The following is a 17,905-nucleotide window of genomic DNA, read 5'->3' on the forward strand; positions in this document are numbered from 1 at the left end:
CCCCGCCGGTGCCGGCGGGGCGGCACCCGGTCAGTACTTGTACTGGAAGCCGGTCTTGAAGGCGGCGCCGTAGCGCTCCGTCTCCACCAGCTGGCGGGAATTGCCGATATAACGCTGCCAGCGCGCGTCGGTCAGGTTGGCCCCTTCGACATAGAGCTGCAGATGGCTGTTCAGGTCATAGGCGACGCGGGCGTCCAGCTGACCATTGCCGGCCGTATAGATGTCGGTGGCCGTATCGGTGCCCACCGTGTCCAGATAGGCCGAGCGGTAGGAATAGGCCACGCGCGCCAGGAACCCGTCCTTTTCATAATAGACCTGGGCAGAGGCCACGCGCTTGGACTGGTTGAACATCGCCACCTTGTCGGCACGGCCGAACACGCCAGACGCCTCGCTGTCGGTCAAGGTCAGGTTGCCCGACAGGCCGAACCCGTCGAACGGGGCCGGCAGGAAGGTAGCCTGGATGCTGGCATTCAGCTCGATGCCCTTGACGGTGCCCGACTTGGCATTTCGCGGCGTGGTCACCAGGGCCTTGGGCAGGCTGACGCCGCCGAAACTGCCGTTCGTGACCGTCACCGCCTCACTATAGATCGGGTTGTCGATATCCTTGCGGAACAGGGCGACCGACAGGATGCCCTGGCTGGGCAGGTAATATTCTGCCGACAGGTCGTAATTGGTGGATTTCAGCGGCTCCAGGTCCGGATTGCCACGCGCCACCGTGGCCGCACCCGTATCGATGGAGATATAAGGCGGCAGATCGGCATAGTTGGGCCGGCCGATGGCCGTGGTCACGGCCCCGCGCAGCACGACACCATCTATGACATCGAAGCGGGCATTGATGCCGGGAAACCAGTCCGTATAGGACTTGTCCCCGAAGGAGTTGAAATCCTGGGTGACGGTGCTGGTGGGGGCGATGACCTTGGCCTTGTAATCGCCCGACGTATGTTCGACGCGCACGCCGGGGATCACGGTCAGCCGGTCCCAGTTCAGCGAGGCCATGGCATAGGCCGCACTGATATCCTCCGTCACCCGGTAATCATTGGCCAGCGCATTGGCCAGCGAGCCGGAGAGGTTGTATTTCAGCGTGCCGGAATGGCTGGCGACATAGGCTTCCGCCGCCTCGTAGCTGACGCGCGGGTCCATGGGGAAGCGACCGTCAAAGGTGCCGCGCCCGGCGCCGACCGACGCTGATGCCAGGGTGAAACCCGACGCGTCGTAGGTTTCATAGTCACGGTCGTTCGCCTTGTGCCGCGACAGATATTTGGCGCCGACCTTGACGAAGCTGTCATCCCCCAGATCGACCGGCAGCTTATAGTCGGCACGAGCCTGATACAGGTTCTCTTCCGCCTTGCGATGGTCATAGCTGACGCTCTTGGCACTGTAGAGCGCGGGGTTATAGGCCTCGGCGGCCGGGGTGACCTGATAGATCGTGTCGGTCAGGTCATAGGTGGCGGTAAAGGCGTTGTTGCCGGTCCGGAACTGCCACTCGCTGCGCAGCGGGTCTTCCTTCACGGCGCGGGTGTAGGTGGCGTCCAGGTCCAGCGTGCCGGCCGACAGTTCAAACTTGCCACCCAGGTTGGTCATGACGGTATTGTCATCTTCCTCGCGCATGCGGACATAGCGGGTGCCGCGCGCCTTGAAGCTGCCGGTCGTGGCCGTCTGTGCCGTGATGGCGGTGGGGATTTCCACGCGGAACTGGTCGCGGACCTCCCGGTCCTTGAACTCGTCATAGGCGGTGCGCAGATAAACGCGCGCGCTGTCGCTGACATTCCAGTCGAAATTGACGACGGTGCCCAGGCGCTTGCGGGTCAGGTTATATTCGCGCGGGCGGAAATCGTCGGGCACGGCATAACCGCCGATGGTGCGCCAGTTGCTGGACCCCTGCAGGTTTTCCGACCGGATGGGCCGCTGGTCATAATTGGCCGACAGGACCAGACCGTACTGGCGATCCTCACCGAAGACATTGCCGACGGTGAAATCGGCACCGACCGGGTGCTTGTCGTTCAATTCATACTGGCCGATGCTGCCGCGGGCCGTGGCAAAGAACTTGTTGCGGTCAAAGGCGCTGACCGTGTTGATGTTCACCTGGCCGGCGATGGCATTGGCATCCAGATCGGGGGTCAGGCTCTTGATCACCTCCACCGACCCGATCATCGCCGACGGGATGTCGTCCAGCTTCACCTGACGGGCATCCGGTTCCGGGGCGGCGGCCGTCTGGTTGTTCAGGGTCACATTGGCCAGATTGGGGCTGGTGCCGCGAATGATGACATAGCGGCCTTCGCCCTGGTCGTTGGCGACGGAGATGCCAGGCAGGCGCCTGACGGCCTCTGCCACATTCTGGTCCGGCAGCTTGCCCACATCATCGGCCACGATGGCGTCGACAATGTTCTGGGCCTTCTGCTTCATTTGCAGAGCCTTCTTTTCAGCCAGACGCATACCCGTGACGGTGATTTCCTCCAGCACCGCCGGATCTGCCGCCGACGCCTCAGCCGCCGATGCGCCCAGGGTGGCGGACAGAGCCAGAATGCTGACACAGCCCATCAGGCCGACAGGCAGGAGGACGCGCGGCATGGCGCCACGAGCTTTCGACGGCGACATTCAAACTCTCCTTCGCGGCACACTGCCAAGTAAATATTGGAATGCGCATTGTTCTCGTTTGCGCTTGTGGGCATTTACGGCTTCCGGTCGAAAAACTCAGGTGAAGTTTTCGTGACAAGTCACCGCGATGGGCAGGAACCATCATTTGGATATTTGTCTGCATGGCAGGTATATTCAAATGTGGGTCAGACAGCATGCCCCCTGTTACCGGAACCGACCGTCGGGAAATCGTTCGCAAGCAACAGCATTCGTGGGTCTGGCTGCGCGACAGTGTGGCCCTTGCTGGCCGCGTGATCCGATATGCGGCCTTGGAAGGAGAGACCAAAGTCCAGGATCGTTGCCACCTGCCGTTGCTTAAAGTTTGTTGAAAATTGGCTCCGCCCGCCCTATTTCCTGCTTCTGTAAATGGCCGTTGTTTAAAGGCCCCTCCAAGAAAGATCAGGCAGCATGCCCCCCGCCGCATTTGGCAGTGATATCGATACCGTTACCCTGTCGCCGCGAGCCTTGGCGACCCGTCAGCGTTTAATGCAGGCGGGGGCGGAATTATTGGGCGAAGTCGGCATCGAACGCATCTCCACCAATCTGGTGGCCCAGCGGGCGGGCGTGACGCCGCCCGTGTTTTACCGGCATTTCAAGGATAAGTACGAGTTGCTGGCGGCCATGGGCGAAGACCTGATGCTGCGACAGAACACCGTGCTGGAGGCCTGGCTGGATCATAATGAGCAAGGCGGGTACGAGGGGCTGATCGCCGCGCATTACCAGTTCCTGCTTTCCTCGATCCAGGTCACGGCAGCCGTGCCGGGGGCCGTCTGGATCATGCGGGCGCTGCGCGCCGTGCCATCGCTGTCGGCTGTGCGGACCGGATCGCATGAATATGTGACGGACCGGATCATGGCGGTGATGCAATCCCTGCTGCCGGACGCCGATCCGGTGGAACTGCGCCGGCGCAGTCGCATCGCCGTGGAAGCCGGTTACAGCGTCATTGAAATGGCTCTGGAAGACCCGGAACTGGCCCCCGAGCCGCTGTGCCACAGCCTGACCCGCATGTGGATGGGCGGCCTGCGCGAGGGGCTGGGCTGAGGCCCGCACCAGCCCCATTTCTGACATCCCTTCACTGAACGCATGGCGTAACCCTTGATCCATGCGCGTGCGCGCGCTTGCCAGCTTGCCGGAAATTAGTTACCACTAACTTCATTGTTAGTTATAGCTAACAACTCGTCCTCCATCCTGCTTTTCCAGGTGCCATGCCGATGCCTTTGCGCATGCGGGCGCTGACGGGGTTGCTGTGTCTGCCCTTTCTCGTCCTGGGTCTCACATCCTGCGGCCGGTCCGACCCGCCGGTGCCGGATGCCGCCACCATCGCCGCGTTGCGCCCGAGCGACGCGCGGTTAGCAGAGATTTATGTAACCTCCTGTCTGGCCTGCCACACCAACCCCGAAAGCGGTGCGCCGCAGACGGGCGTCGCAGCGCAATGGCAGGACAGGTTGGCCAAGGGCATGCCCGCCCTGCTGAAGAATGTGCTGGAGGGGGTGAATGGCATGCCGGCCGGCGGCCAGTGCTTCGCCTGCCGGCCGGACGATTACGAAGCCCTGATCCGTTTCATGAGCCAGCCGCCGGCCAAGACCCCCTGAAGGAGTTTTCATCGCCATGTTATCACGGCGTTCACTTTTCCTGCTGATGGGGGGCACGGCCGCCTTGGCTGGCGGTGGCTGGGCGGCATCCCGCGTGGGTGTCCAGCCGGACCCCGCCACGCCGCCCGCCCAGGATGCCAATGGCCGCCTGCTGTGGCGTAACTGGTCGGGCATCCAATCCGCCTATCCCGAACTGCGCGCCGCCCCGGCGGGTGAGGATGAACTGGCGACGCTGGTCCGTGATGCACCGGGGCCGCTACGTGCCGTCGGATCTGGCCATTCCTTCATGCCGCTGGTGCCGACGCAGGGCACCTTGATCACGCTGGACCGAATGGCGGGGCTGGTGACGCATGACGCGGAAACCGCCACGGTGCGGGCCGGCACACGGCTGGTCGATCTGGGGGCTGCCCTGGCCGGCATCGGGCAGGAGATGGCCAACCTTCCCGACATCAACAAACAATCCTTGGCCGGGGCCCTGTCCACGGGCACCCATGGCACGGGCGCCGGCCTGACGGCCCTGCATGGAAATGTCACCGGCTTCCGTATCGTCACGGCCAATGGCGAGATCCTGGATTGCGATGCCACGCGCAATGCCGATCTGTTCAATGCGGCCCGTGTCGGGCTGGGCGCCTTCGGCATCATCACCCAGGTGACCTTGCGCAACAGCGCCCTGCGCCGGGTGGAACGCAATGTCTGGATCCAGCCCCTGGAAAAGACCCTGGCCGACTGGCCGACCCTGCGCACGGCCCACCGCAATATCGAATTCTATTATCTGCCCTTCACCGACATGACGGCCGTCATCACCCATGACGAGACGGACGCGCCGGCCACCCCGCGCCCGCCGGCCCAGGATAATGAGGCGCTGCTGGACCTGAAGCGGTTGCGCGACTGGCTGGGCTGGTCACCCGCCCTGCGCCGCCGGATCGCCCGCCAGGTCCTGTCCACCCTGGAGGCAGAAAAGGTGGTGGATGAAAGCTGGCGCCTGCTGTCCAACGAACGGCCCGTCCGCTTCAACGAGATGGAATTCCATCTGCCGCTGGACGCGCATGTGGACGCGCTGAAGGCGGTCATCCAGGTGATCGAGCAGAACCGTCACGACGTATTCTTCCCCATCGAGGCGCGCGTCATCGCGCCCGACGATGCCTGGCTGTCGCCCTTCCAGGGGCGGATGACGGGGTCGATCGCCGTCCATGCCTATTACAAGGACGATTACGACTTCCTGTACCAACTGGTCGAACCTGTCCTGCGCCGCTATGGCGGCCGGCCGCACTGGGGAAAGCTGAACCGGTTGAAGCGGGCGGATTTCGCCAGCCTTTATCCCCGGTTCGAAGACGCGATGGCGGTGCGCCAACAGGTCGACCCCGAGGGTCGGTTCCTGAACGACTATCTGCGCGGGGTGCTGATGGATGCCTGACGGCAACAGGACCCCGGCCGCACATGATCCCTATTTCACCGCCCTGTCGGCGGCGCTGCACCGCGCCGGGCTGGCCGAACCGGTGCTGGTCATCGACCGGCAGCGGCTGGACGCCAATATCGATGCCGTGGCGGCGACATTGGGCGGGCGGTTGCCCGTGCGGCTGGTGGTGAAGTCGCTGCCCTGCGCCGATCTGCTGCGCCATATCGCCGGACGGCTGGGCAGCGACCGTTACATGGTGTTCAACCGCCCCATGCTGGCGGAGATGGCGCGGCTGGCCCCGGGTGCCGACCTGCTGCTGGGCAAACCGCTGCCCGTTGCCGCTGCCGCCGCCCATTATGATGCTGCCGGCACCGACGGGCCGGGCCCGCAATGGCTGATCGACACGGCCGAACGGCTGGCGCAGTACAGCGCCCTGGCGCGGGCCCGCAACCTGACCCTGCGCATCAATATCGAGATTGATGTCGGCCTGCATCGCGGCGGCCTGTCTGATCCGCGACACCTGGCGGCCCTGCTCGACGGGCTGGATCCGTGCATTCAGGTCACGGGCCTGATGGGCTATGACCCGCATCTTGCCAAGATCCCGACCGCCCTGGGCCTGCGCGCCCGGGCCGATGCCACCGCGCGGCGGACCTATCGCGCCATGGCGGATGTGCTGCGGGGCACGGTGGGCGGGCAGGGGCTGGTGCTGAATACGGCCGGCAGCCCCACCTATGCGCTGCATGCCCAGGACAGTCCGGGGAACGAAGTCGCCATCGGCTCCGCCTTTGTGAAGCCCACGGATTTCGACATCGCCACTCTGGCCCATCATGTGCCGGCCTGCTTCATCGCCACGCCGCTGCTGAAGGTGGCCTATCCCGCCCTGTTTCCGGGGCTGGATGGGCTGTCGTCGCTGCTGGCCCGGCTGCGGCCGGCCACAGCCCAGGCGCAATTCATCCATGGCGGCCATTGGCTGGCCGATCCCGCCTCTCCCCCCGATCTGGTGCAAAGCCGCCTGTTCGGCCCATCCAGCAACCAGGAATGCTGGCTGGGGCCACGCCGGCCGGCCCTGCACCCCGACGATTGGATTTTTCTGCGTCCGCGGCAGAGCGAGGCGCTGTTCCTGCAATTCGGTCCCATCGCGGTTTTCGACGGGACCGACATTACCCAGGCCTGGCCGGTATTCCCGGTCTCCGCCTGAATCTGTCACCGCCGGTCGGGCCTGGCGGTGGCGTCACAACAAACGCGGCAAAGGCCGCGAGGGCACCGAAAGGGGCCATTGGACAGGGAGTATAGGGTCATGCGGAAGAACAATCGGATCAAGCTGCTGAAGGGCCTGCTGCTGACGGGGGTGGTCTTGGCCGCCCACCCCGTGATGGCACAGGAAGCGGTGCTGGAGGAAATAGTCGTCACGGCGCAGAAGCGTCAGCAGAACCAGCAGGACGTGCCGGTCAGCGTCACCGCCCTGTCGGGCGATGCCCTGCTGGACCAGGGTGTGCGCGATGTACGGGACCTGAGCAAGCTGGCGCCGGGTCTGCAGATCACCGCCACCGACGCCTCGGCCAATCCCAAGATCTTCATTCGCGGCGTCGGCCTGTCCGACTTCAATGCCAATGCATCAGGTGCGGTCGGCATCTATGTCGACGGGGCCTATGTCGCCTCGCCGCTGGCCCAGACGGGACAGTTCTTTGACTTGGCGCAGGTGGAGGTGCTGAAGGGCCCGCAGGGCACGCTCTATGGCCGCAACACCACGGGCGGCACCATCAACATCACCACCCGTCGCCCGACCTTCGATGTCAGCGGGGAAGGGCAGGTCGAGTATGGCCGCTATAATGCCGTGACTTTGCAGGCGGCCACCAACGCCCCCATCGTGGCGGACAAGCTGGCCGCCCGCATCGCCGGCATGTTCCAGCGCGACGATGGCTACATCCATAACCGCACCGATGACAGCGATGTGGGCGCCACCAACCGTTGGGCAGGGCGGGCCAGCCTGCTGTTCACCCCGTCGGACAAGGTGGAAGCGCTGCTGCAAATCCATGGCGGCCGCAACAAGGGCGACAGTTTCTATGCCCAGGCCCGCGGCCTGATGCCGGCGGTGCCGGCCGCCGCCGGGCCCAACGGGCTGTGCGCCCAGGGGGCAATGGGCACAGGCGCCTGTACCGATGCGCTGGGTTATGCCGATACTGACGGCGATCCCTATGCCGGAGATTACAATCTGGCCGGCCGCGACCGTGTCGACCTCTATGGCGGCACCTTGAATGTGCGCTGGGACCTGGGCGGGGTGACGCTTTATTCCATCACCGCCTATGACCATGCCAAGCGTGACGATGCCGAGGATACCGACGCCAGCCCCAACCACCTGATCGAAACCGCCTATCTGGCAACCCAGCGCGATTTCAGCCAGGAACTGCGGATCGAAGGCGATATCGGCGACAAGGTTAAGGCCGTGGCCGGCGCCTATTACCTGCATGATTATCTGGACACGGACAGCCAGTATGATGTGCTGCGCGACCTGCGGCCGATGTTCATCACGCCCGACAACCCCACGGGCCTGTCGGTTGAAAACAACGTGGCCGTCGTCGGCTATCCCTACCGCCAGACGACGGACGGCTATGCGGGTTTCGGCCAGGTGGATTATCTGGCCACCGACCGCCTGACCCTGACCGCCGGCCTGCGCTATTCCCGGGACAAGAAGTCCTTCACCTATCGCAGCACGGTTGAACAGGCCATCGAGCTGTTTGAATACAAGGCGGACAAAAGCTTCGACAGCGTGTCGGGCCGGCTGGCAGCATCCTTGAAGCTGACAGACGACGCCATGGCCTATGCGTCCTATAACCGGGGGTACAAGAGCGGCGGCTTCTTTGGCGGCTATACCCGCGACCCGGCCGACCTGGCGCCCTATGATGACGAGACGGTGGATGCGTACGAGGTCGGCACCAAGACCGAATGGCTGAACCGCCGCCTGCGCCTGAACCTGTCCGGCTTCTATTACGATTATAAGGACCTGCAGGTCTTCCAGCTGATCCAGCGTGACGGGCTGGCGGTGCAGACTTTCGACAATGCCGCCAGTGCGCGCATCCTGGGCACGGAGTTCGAGCTGACGGCCCTGCCCGTGGCCGGGATGGAACTGGGCCTGTCAGGTTCATACCTGGACGCGACCTATCAGGATTACGTGTCGCAGGGCGAGGATCTGGACGGCAACCGCCTGCCATCCTCCCCGCGCTGGTCGCTGACGGGCACGGTCAGTCACCATCGGGAGATTGACGGCATCGGCGAGGTTTCGCTGACGGCCAATGTCTCCTATCGGTCCAAGGTCTATTTTGACAGCCGCAATGAAGAACGCCTTAGCCAGTCCGGCTATTGGCTGGCCGATGTCACACTGGGCTGGACCTCCAGCGATGGCGGGGTGGGGGCCGGCCTGACGGTCGCCAACCTGTTCGACAAGGATTACGTCGTCGATATCAACAATCTGGAAAGTTTCGGTCTGGACGCCCTGAATTACGGTCGCCCGCGCCAGATTTCCGGTTACCTGCGCTGGCAGTACTGACCCATGGAAACCGAACTGGATGCCGCCTTCGCCCGGCTGCGCGTCGCCGCCTATGCCGATCCCTGTCCCGACGTGGCAACACGCCGGGGCTGGCTGCGGGCCATGGCGGCGGGGCTGGCCAGGCGGCAGCAGGATTTCGTCACCGCCATCGATGCCGATTTCGGCGGGCGGCTGGCGCATGAAACCCTGTTTGCCGAACTGTTCGTGACCATCGCCGCCTTTCGCCATGCCGACCGGCATATGAAGGGCTGGGCCAGGCGGCGGCGGCGGCCCGTGCCCCTGCCGCTGCAGCCCGGCCGGGCCTGGGTGGAGCCACAGCCGCTGGGCGTGGTCGGGGTCATTGCGCCCTGGAACTATCCGCTGCAACTGGCGCTATGTCCGCTGGCCGGCATCCTGGCGGCGGGCAACCGCGTGCTGCTGAAACCGTCGGAACTGACCCCGCGCACCACGGCCCTGATCACCGATCTGGTGGCCGAAGCCCTGCCGGCCGATGTGGCTTCCGTGGTGACCGGCGGGGCGGAGATGGGGCAGGCCTTTGCCAGCCTGCCGCTGGATCACCTGCTGTTCACCGGCTCCACCCGCGTGGGCCGCATGGTGATGCAGGCAGCAGCCGTCAATCTGACGCCCGTCACCCTGGAACTGGGCGGCAAGTCGCCGGCCCTGGTTCTGCCGGGGGCGGATCTGGCCTCGGCCGCCGCCGACATTGCCTATGGCAAATTCACCAATGCCGGGCAGACCTGCGTGGCGCCCGACCATGTGCTGATCCCGCGCGGCGATGTGGAGCCCTTCCTGGCGGCGCTGAAGGAACGGGTGGCGGCCTATTTCCCCGTGCTGAACGGGGCGGCCAGCATGACATCCGTCTTTGGCGACCGGGGCCGCGACCGCACCGACGTCCTGCTGGCCGAGGCGGCGGCGCGGGGTGCCCGCGTGGTGGCCCTGTCCCCGCCGGCTCCCGGCCGCAGCCAGGTCCCGTCCGCCATCATCGACCCGCCCGCCGATATCGCCCTGATGCGGGAGGAGATTTTTGCCCCCCTGCTGCCCATCATCCCCTATGACGATGTGGACGCGGCCATGGACGGTATCCGTGCGGGGGAGCGCCCCCTGGCGCTGTACCTGTTCGGCCGCGACGGCGCCCTGATCGACCGGGCCTTGACCCGGACCATCGCCGGCGGTGTCACCATCAACGATACGCTGATCCATGTGGCCGTGGATGACCTGCCCTTTGGCGGGGTCGGTCCATCCGGGATCGGCCGTTATCACGGCCAGGACGGGTTCGACAATTTCAGCCATCTGAAGCCCGTGTTCAAACGCGGCTGGCCGCGGACCGACCGGCTGATCCGCCCGCCCTTGTCCGATCTGCATCGCCGCATCCTGCGCCTGCTGATCGGCTGACCCGATCCGGAGCCCCCATGTCCCACTCCACCGTTTCCCACGGCCGGGCGCTGGCCTATGGCACCGGGTCCATCGCGGCGGCCAGTTTCGTGGTCACGCCGCAATTGCTGCTGCTGTTCTTCCTGACGGAAGTGCTGTCGGTGCCGCCGGCCTGGGCGGGGCTGGCCGTGCTGGTGCCCAAGGCGTGGGAGTTCGTCTTTGACCCCACCGTCGGCCTGCTGTCGGACCGGACCAAGCAGCGCACGGGCCGGCGCTGGCCCTGGCTGCTGGCCGGGGCCTGTCTGTTCCCGCCGGCCTTTTCCATGCTGTTCGCCCCGCCCGTGCTGGATGATTGGCGCCTGACCCTGGCCTGGGTGACCGTCAGTTTCACCATCGCCACCAGCGCCTATTCCATTTTCGCCATCCCCTTCGTCACCATGCCGGGGGAGGTGGCGGACGATGCCGCCACCCGCACCCGTGTGGTCGCCTGGCGCATGGCGTTTGTGGGTGTCGGCGTGCTGACGGCCGGCGGTCTGGCCCCGCTGATCGTGCAGGCCGGTGGCGGCGGCCGGGCCGGCTTTGCCCAGATGGGCATCACCGTGGCCCTGCTGGGCGGGGCGGTCATGCTGCTGGCGGCCCTGGCCGCGCGCGGCTTCCGGCAGACGAAGCCCGCCCCGGCGGAAGGGGCGGTCCGGCCCCTGCGCCACCTGCTGGGCAACCGCACCTATCGCTGGTTGTGGATTTCCTATGTCGTGCAGATGGTGTCGATCGCCGTCAGTGCCGCCCTGCTGCCCTATGCCGTGCGGCATGTGATGAAAGCGCCGGGCGACATGGTGGCGGTGCTGTTCGTCGCCATGACGGCCGGCAGCATCCTGACAATGCCGGTCTGGGTGCGCATCCGGGCGAAGGTCGGCGGCATGCGCGCCTATCTGCTGGCGACCATCGTCTGCGCGGTCGGTACGGGCACGCTCTACAGCGTCGTGGCCGGCAATGTCGCGCTTGCCTGTCTGGCGGCCCTGCTGGCCGGGATCGGGCAGGCGGGGCAGCAATTGCTGCCGCTGGCCCTGCTGCCCGCCGCGACGGAGGCCGATGACCGCGCCGCCGGGGCCCGCCATGCCGGCCTGTTCGCCGGCATCTGGGTGGCCGGCGAAAAGCTGGGCATGGCCCTGGGCGGGGCGCTGGCCGCCCTGATGCTGGGGGCTGTGGGCTATGTCGAAGGCGGTGTGGAACAGACCCCGCAGGCCGTCGCCGCCATCCCCAGCCTGTTCGCCCTGATCCCTGCCTTGATCCTGCTGTCCAGCATCATCCCCCTGCGCCATCTGCGCCGTGCGGCGCCAGCGCTGGGGGATTAGAGTCTGAGAGATTTACCTTGAAGCATCCTCCACCGTCACCCCGGCTTTTGCCCGCAGGCGCTAACTCAATCCTTTGAAATATTGTGCCTTCCCCGCGAAAGCGGGGATCCAGGGGCCAAGGGCACCCAAGCGCGGTTCTTGTGGCCCCTGGACCCCCGCTTCCGCGGGGGAGGCAGGAAGGGGACAAGGGGATAACTTAGCGCCCATGCGCCTGCACGGGATGACGGGAAAAAGGCACCTACAGCGACGGTGCCATAAGGTGTCGGGCTTCGGCTTCGCCTCACCACGACCTACGACAGGGCGCCCCCCATCACACTGCGGCCATCCGCTTCAGCGCCACCAGCAGCCGGTCAATATCGGCACCTTGCGTGAACAGGGCCGGCGTCACCCGGACACAGGCCCCGCTGCCCAGGCCCGTGCGCAGCACCGTGAAGATGCCGTGATCGTCCAGCAGGGTGCGGGCCAGGGCCGCGTTGTCGCCCACGCTGGTCCGGCCCCGGCGACGGAAGCTGGTCAGGCCGGCCGACAGGCGCGGGTCGGCGGGTGTCAGCACCTCATACCCGGGATGGTCGCGTAAGGCTTCCGCCCAGCGGTCGCGCAGATGCCGTAGCCGTTCGCGCAAGCGTCCCGTGCCGATGGTCTGATGGAAGTCGATGGCCGCAGGTACGGTCAGGATGGCGGCCAGATCGCGGGTGCCGGTATGAACGCGCGCCCTGATATCGTCGGGCTTGGCCTCGGCCTCGCCTATATGCGGGTCGATGTCGGGCACGCGGCCCTTGCGGATATAAAGCACGCCGACGCCGACCGGCGCGCCCAACCATTTATGCATGTTGTAGCCAACGAAATCCGCGCCCAGGCTGTCGGCATTGAAATCCAGGACGCCGATGGAATGGGCGGCATCGACGATGCAGTCCACCCCACGCTTGCGCGCCATGGCCACAATCTCCGCCACCGGCAACACCAGCCCCGTGCGGTGGCTGAGATGGGTCAGCAGCAGCAGCTTCACGTTCGGATGCCGGGTCAGGGCCTGTTCATAGGCGTCGATCAGGCCTTGATGGCTGGCGGGTTCCGGCAGGTCGATACGGATGACCTCCACCCCGCGCCGGGCCCGCAGCGCCTGCATCCCCGCCTGCATGGCGTCATAATCCAGATCGGCATAGAGCACCGCATCGCCCGGCCGCAGCTTGTTATAGCCACCGATCAGGGCCAGCAGCGCCTCCGTCGCATTGCGGGTCAGGGTGATTTCGTCCGTGCCGCAGCCGATCAGCGCCGCCACCCGTGCCACCACCTTCTGCGCATCCGGCCCGAAGGCACGGCGGGCATAGAAGGAGGTTTCGCGGTTCACCCGTTCCAGATGCTGGCGATATTCGGCCAGCACGGGACGGGACATCATGCACCAATTGCCGTTTTCCAGCTGCACGACATCGTCGGTGACGTCATAGAGGTCGGCCACCGCCCGCCAGTAGGGGCCATCTTCCGGCCCCGTCGGTGTCGGTAGGGAAAAGGGCGGCAGATCCGCTGCCGCCCCCGTCCCCGTTACAGGCTCCGCCTTGGTGGCCCCGCCGGCCGCCAGAAGGGCGGCACCGGCGCTGCCGGCCTGCAGCAGGCCGCGTCTTGTCAGGCTGTTCATATCCGTCCGATCAGAAACGCACGTCCAGACGAACATAATACTGGCCGCCATCCGTGTCATAGGGGGCGTTGCGCGAATAGATCAGGCCGCGATTGGCCTGGAACGTCGCCTCGTCCGGATAGGCGTCGAAGATATTCTCGGCCCCCACCCGCACCGACAGGGCATCGGTGACATCCCAGGTCGCGGTCAGATCGACGAAGCTTTCCGACCCGAAGGTCTGGAAGATGTCGCCCGTGGCATTGCCGGAACTGTCCGTCCATTGGCCGTAATAGCGCATCTTGGCCAGCAGGCTGAACGCGTCCCAGCGATATTCGGCCGACAGGCTGGCATTGTGCTTGGGCAGCCCTTCCTCGAACAGGCGGCGCTGGGTGGCGCTGGCTTCCAGCGACCCGCCGACCACCTTGGTCTGGTTGTAGTTATACGCCGCCGAGAGGTGCAGCGTGCCATCGGCCACGGGCAGGGAATAGGTGCCGACCAGATCGATGCCGCGTGTGCGCGTATCGAAATCATTGGTGAAGAAGCTGACGGAGGTGAAGGTGTTCGCCCCCGGCACTCCCAGCGCGATCAGTTGCGCGCGCACGGCCGGGGTGACGGTGAAGCTGGAGGACTGGCTGAACCGGTCGGTCAGCTTGATCTGGTACAGATCAGCCGTCAGCGACAGCCCGTCACCATTTTGGAAGGCCAGACCGGCCGACAGGTTGGTCGACTGCTCCGGCTTCAGCGGCTTGGCGCCGAAATACTGGGCCACCGGGTTGGATGGCGACAGCCGGCCCGACGTGAAGGTGTTCAACGTCACCGTATCCAGCCCCTGCGAGGTGCGGGTGCTGTTGGCCTGGCCCGGCGTCGGCGCACGGAAGCCGGTGGAGGCCGACCCGCGCAGCGCCAGTTCCGGCAGAATCTCGACGCGGGTGGAAATCTTGCCGTCCGTCGTATGGCCGAATTCGGAGAAATCCTCATACCGGCCGGCGACGCCGACGGTCCAGATGTCGGTCAGCGGCGCTTCCACATCGACATAGCCGGCATAGGAAGTCTGGTCAAAGCTGCCGGCCTGTTCCGGGCTGTAACCGGGGAAACCGTTTGACCCGGTGGCCAACCCGACGGATGCGCCGGGCCCGACCAGCCAGGAGGCACGGTCGCCGGCCTTGATCTCATAGGTCTCCTCGCGCCGCTCCCCGCCGAAAGCGACATTGACGGGGCCGGACAGGGCACCCGTATCCCAGTCATAGACGAAATCCAGATTGATATTCTTTTCTTCCTGGATCAGCGACCCGTCATCGAAGCTGGTGGGGCTGGACGGCCCCATGGAGGCATTGATGCTCTCCTTCATCTTGTAATCGATGCGGTTGCGTCCGAACGAGGTGGAGAGATCGGCATGCAGGCCCTGCGCGATGTCGCCGCGCAGGCCGCCCGTGACGCTGATATCCTCATCCTCCTGCCCGAAGCGGGGGGTGAAGCCGGTGGGATAGACCTGGCTGGCGTTCCAGCCGGGGAACAGGCTGGTATTCTTATAGACATTGCTGGTGCTGGCCGGGTTGCGCCAGTTGAAGTCGGTCCAGCCGTCGCCCTGACCATAGGTGCCGAACAGATAGGCCTCCGCGCCGTCATCATTGATCGGCAGGGCGCTGTCGAGCGCCAGACGCACCGTCTCCAGCTCCGGCTGGCCCCAGCGCTGTACCGGGTTGGGCACGGACAGGGTGGGGTTGGCCTGCTGGAAGGTGATGGCGTCGGGGCGTTGGCGCGTGCGCGACGTGGCGTCGGACTTGTTCCATTCCACCGTGCCGGTCACATGCCCGCCCTGGCCGATTTCCCAGCCGGCCTGGGCGCCGGCCTGCCAGTTCTCGCCATCGCCTTCATAATATTTGGAATATTGGCTGAAGGCCTGCACGCCCGGCTGGTCATCCAGGATGATGTTGACGACGCCGGCAATCGCATCCGATCCGTACTGGGCGGCGGCACCGTCGCGCAGTACCTCGATCCGCTTGATGGCAAAGGACGGAATCTGGGCCAGATCGGCCCCCTGCGCACCGCGATTGCCCAGCAGGGCCGACCGGTGCCGGCGCTTGCCATTGACCAGGACCAGCGTCTGGTCCGGCGACAGGCCACGCAGCGTGGCCGGGCGGACAAAGGCCAAGCCATCATTCGCCGGCAGGCGCTGTACGTTGAAGGACGGGATGGACTGGGCCAGCGCATCCACCAGCTCGCTCGACACCGTCTGGTCGATGGTGCCGCCACCGATCACGTCCACCGGGGCCAGCGTGTCGAACGCCGTCCGCTGCGCCTTGCGCGTGCCGGTGACGATGATTTCGTCCAACTGGAGTTCGGAGCCGGTGGCGGCCTGCTGTGCCAGGGCGGGCGACAGCATGGCCGTCAGCGACAGCGCGACCAGGGCAGTGCCGGAGCGAAGCTTCATTTTGTCTTCTCATTGCAATGGGTGCCAACGACGCGAGAACGCGCCGCGACTGAAAAGGCGATGAGGCCCCTCTACCGCGTAAAGATGACGTGCTCGGGCAATATTTATTACATGATCGTGATCATTTCATGTTCAGGCGTTCGCTACCGGAATATTTCACAGAAATGGTTAACATAAATCTCCTTATAATTAACCATTATATTGGATCTATCTCCTGTCTTTGGCTCTGATAATCCAGGGCCATCCGAACTGGCCTGGAATTGTCATTTCGTTCGGTCCGCATGCCCCCACAATATACAATTTATATGGTGCTGTATGGCATCAGCCACCATCTAACCGGGAATCGGGACGGGGCCCCGAAAACTAGCAACTATCCTATGCCCTACACGGTCAAGTTGACCGGTTAGTCATATGCCCTTATAAGATTAAAAGATAATTTGGGAGGGATAGCCATGCTACGTACCGTTGAGCCGTCGCGTCGTAATTTCCTGGTGGGGGTAGGCCGTTTCGCCGTGGCGGCAGAGGTAGCAGCCATGACGCCGGCTGCCGCCCTGGCGGCGGATGCGCTGGCGGGGGGTGCTGCCTGCCCGCCGCCCTCCGCGTGGTCGGATCTGGCCAAGCAGGTCAGCGGCGGCGTCCTGCGCCCCGGCGATCCGTTCTTCGCGGATGTGTGCCGGCCCAACAATCTGCGCTACGATCTGCTGCCGGAAGGGATTGCCCGCTGTGTCACCGCCATGGATGTCCAGGCTGCGATCGCCTGGGTGAAGAAGATGGGGCTGCCTTTCGCGGTGCGGTCCGGCGGCCACAATTACGCGGGCTATTCAGCGACCAAGGGCCTGTTGATCGACATGTCGCTGATGACCGGCGTGGAGGTTATCGACAAGGCGAAGGGCACTGTCCTGGTCAAGGGCGGTACGCTGAATTCCATCGTCTACAAGCAATTGGAACGCATCGGCCGCACGGTCACCCATGGGCGTTGCGACGCCGTGGGGGCGGCCGGCTTCCTGCTGGGTGGCGGCATCGGCTTCAACATGCGCCGCTATGGCGTCGGGTCGGACCTGCTGCGGTCAACTGAGCTGGTGACGGCCGACGGTGCCGTGCATCTGGCGGACGACAGCAATGACAGGAACCTGTTCTGGGCCTGCCGTGGCGGCGCCGGTGGCAATTTCGGCATCAATACCGGCTTTACCCTGCAGACCTTCCCCGTCGACAAGGTGTCGGTGTGTGAACTGATCTGGACCAAGGATCTGGAAAAGGTGCTCCACACGCTGCTGACCACCTTGCCCAACGAACCCAACGAGTTCGGCAGCAAGATCAGCGTCACCCTGCCCAGCCTGGCGCAGCGCTGCCAGGGAACCGGCATGTCCATCTCCATCCTGGCGCAGCTGCATTCCGGGACCGGCAAGACGCTGGAGGGGATTTTCGGCGACCTGTGGAAGGTGGCGGAAAAGAAGTTCCTCCATAAGGACATTCCCTATTGGGCCGCACAGGATTATCTGAGCGAAGCGACCTTCCCCTATTATTATCAGGAGAAGTCCAGCTACATGCTGGCCAAGGGGATTACCAAGGACTCTGTGGCCGCCATGTTCGCCGCCGCGGCCAAACAGCCGGGCACGGCCATGCCGGTGGCCTTCAAATTCTTCCAGGCGGGCGGTGCGGTGAATGATGTGAAGGCCGACGCCACGGCCTATGTCCATCGTGGTTATGACTGGCTGTTCTCGGTGGAAGCCAACTGGTGGGTGCCCACCGACAGCAAGGAACGGGTCGCCGAGAACCTGAACTGGCAGAACCTGTTCTATGAGATCGCCAACAAAAGCACAGGCGCGGTCGGCGCCTACCAGAACTTCCCCGACCCCAGTCTGGCCAACTGGTCGAAGGATTATTACGGTGCCAACTATGCCCGCCTGCAGCAGGTAAAGCGGGAGGTCGACCCAGCCTCCTTCTTCACCTATGCGCAGGGGATCAAGCCCGCCTGA

Annotated in this window: 11 protein-coding genes; 8 read left to right on the forward strand and 3 right to left on the reverse strand. The window is 64.8% G+C overall.

Annotated features, from left to right (window positions below):
• Positions 1 to 30: 30 nt before the first annotated feature.
• The gene (locus ACODTW_RS15825) at positions 31 to 2,595 is read right to left on the reverse strand and encodes a TonB-dependent receptor (protein ID WP_488947019.1); all 2,565 of its coding nucleotides are present in this window, start codon (positions 2,593 to 2,595) and stop codon (positions 31 to 33) included.
• 447 nt (positions 2,596 to 3,042) lie between these two features.
• On the opposite strand from ACODTW_RS15825, the gene ACODTW_RS15830 reads away from it, so the two are divergent.
• The 7 genes from ACODTW_RS15830 to ACODTW_RS15860 all read left to right on the forward strand — a co-directional run bounded on the left by ACODTW_RS15830 (position 3,043) and on the right by ACODTW_RS15860 (position 11,889).
• Entirely contained in the window at positions 3,043 to 3,675 is a 633-nt protein-coding gene (locus ACODTW_RS15830; RefSeq protein ID WP_488947020.1) for a TetR/AcrR family transcriptional regulator, read from the forward strand.
• Between the two features lie 170 nt (positions 3,676 to 3,845).
• Positions 3,846 to 4,226, forward strand: a complete 381-nt coding sequence (locus tag ACODTW_RS15835) for a c-type cytochrome (RefSeq protein ID WP_488947021.1) — start codon at positions 3,846 to 3,848, stop codon at positions 4,224 to 4,226.
• Between the two features lie 16 nt (positions 4,227 to 4,242).
• Positions 4,243 to 5,640, forward strand: a complete 1,398-nt coding sequence (locus ACODTW_RS15840; protein WP_488947022.1) for a D-arabinono-1,4-lactone oxidase — start codon at positions 4,243 to 4,245, stop codon at positions 5,638 to 5,640.
• Positions 5,633 to 6,820, forward strand: coding sequence for an alanine racemase (locus ACODTW_RS15845; RefSeq protein WP_488947023.1), 1,188 nt, complete (start codon positions 5,633 to 5,635; stop codon positions 6,818 to 6,820). Before ACODTW_RS15840 ends, ACODTW_RS15845 begins: the two co-directional genes overlap by 8 nt.
• A gap of 99 nt (positions 6,821 to 6,919) precedes the next feature.
• Positions 6,920 to 9,166 carry a TonB-dependent receptor gene (locus tag ACODTW_RS15850; RefSeq protein ID WP_488947024.1) on the forward strand — a complete coding sequence of 749 codons (2,247 nt, stop codon included), beginning with the start codon at positions 6,920 to 6,922 and terminating at the stop codon, positions 9,164 to 9,166.
• A gap of 3 nt (positions 9,167 to 9,169) precedes the next feature.
• Positions 9,170 to 10,558, forward strand: coding sequence for an aldehyde dehydrogenase family protein (locus ACODTW_RS15855; protein WP_488947025.1), 1,389 nt, complete (start codon positions 9,170 to 9,172; stop codon positions 10,556 to 10,558).
• Between the two features lie 17 nt (positions 10,559 to 10,575).
• On the forward strand, positions 10,576 to 11,889 hold the full coding sequence (locus ACODTW_RS15860) for an MFS transporter (RefSeq protein WP_488947026.1): 1,314 nt from the start codon (positions 10,576 to 10,578) through the stop codon (positions 11,887 to 11,889).
• Between the two features lie 310 nt (positions 11,890 to 12,199).
• Here ACODTW_RS15860 and ACODTW_RS15865 read toward each other — a convergent pair whose 3' ends face one another.
• Both ACODTW_RS15865 and ACODTW_RS15870 read right to left on the reverse strand, forming a co-directional pair.
• Positions 12,200 to 13,519: an aminotransferase class V-fold PLP-dependent enzyme gene (locus ACODTW_RS15865; RefSeq protein ID WP_488947027.1), complete on the reverse strand. Its 1,320-nt coding sequence runs from the start codon at positions 13,517 to 13,519 to the stop codon at positions 12,200 to 12,202.
• 10 nt (positions 13,520 to 13,529) lie between these two features.
• Positions 13,530 to 15,929, reverse strand: a complete 2,400-nt coding sequence (locus ACODTW_RS15870) for a TonB-dependent receptor plug domain-containing protein (protein WP_488947028.1) — start codon at positions 15,927 to 15,929, stop codon at positions 13,530 to 13,532.
• Positions 15,930 to 16,381: 452 nt separating this feature from the next.
• Here ACODTW_RS15870 and ACODTW_RS15875 point away from each other — a divergent pair, with 452 nt between their 5' ends.
• Positions 16,382 to 17,905 (forward strand): FAD-binding oxidoreductase, encoded by a 1,524-nt coding sequence (locus tag ACODTW_RS15875; protein ID WP_488947029.1) that lies wholly within the window; start codon positions 16,382 to 16,384, stop codon positions 17,903 to 17,905.

The sequence above is a fragment of the Niveispirillum sp. FG148 genome, from assembly GCF_057809655.1.

Bases quoted from the DNA above. Each gene is read 5' to 3' on its own strand.
- ACODTW_RS15825 (WP_488947019.1), bottom strand. From the start codon at position 2,595: ATGTCGCCGTCGAAAGCTCGTGGCGCCATGCCGCGCGTCCTCCTGCCT.
- ACODTW_RS15830 (WP_488947020.1), top strand. From the start codon at position 3,043: ATGCCCCCCGCCGCATTTGGCAGTGATATCGATACCGTTACCCTGTCG.
- ACODTW_RS15835 (WP_488947021.1), top strand. From the start codon at position 3,846: ATGCCTTTGCGCATGCGGGCGCTGACGGGGTTGCTGTGTCTGCCCTTT.
- ACODTW_RS15840 (WP_488947022.1), top strand. From the start codon at position 4,243: ATGTTATCACGGCGTTCACTTTTCCTGCTGATGGGGGGCACGGCCGCC.
- ACODTW_RS15845 (WP_488947023.1), top strand. From the start codon at position 5,633: ATGCCTGACGGCAACAGGACCCCGGCCGCACATGATCCCTATTTCACC.
- ACODTW_RS15850 (WP_488947024.1), top strand. From the start codon at position 6,920: ATGCGGAAGAACAATCGGATCAAGCTGCTGAAGGGCCTGCTGCTGACG.
- ACODTW_RS15855 (WP_488947025.1), top strand. From the start codon at position 9,170: ATGGAAACCGAACTGGATGCCGCCTTCGCCCGGCTGCGCGTCGCCGCC.
- ACODTW_RS15860 (WP_488947026.1), top strand. From the start codon at position 10,576: ATGTCCCACTCCACCGTTTCCCACGGCCGGGCGCTGGCCTATGGCACC.
- ACODTW_RS15865 (WP_488947027.1), bottom strand. From the start codon at position 13,519: ATGAACAGCCTGACAAGACGCGGCCTGCTGCAGGCCGGCAGCGCCGGT.
- ACODTW_RS15870 (WP_488947028.1), bottom strand. From the start codon at position 15,929: ATGAAGCTTCGCTCCGGCACTGCCCTGGTCGCGCTGTCGCTGACGGCC.
- ACODTW_RS15875 (WP_488947029.1), top strand. From the start codon at position 16,382: ATGCTACGTACCGTTGAGCCGTCGCGTCGTAATTTCCTGGTGGGGGTA.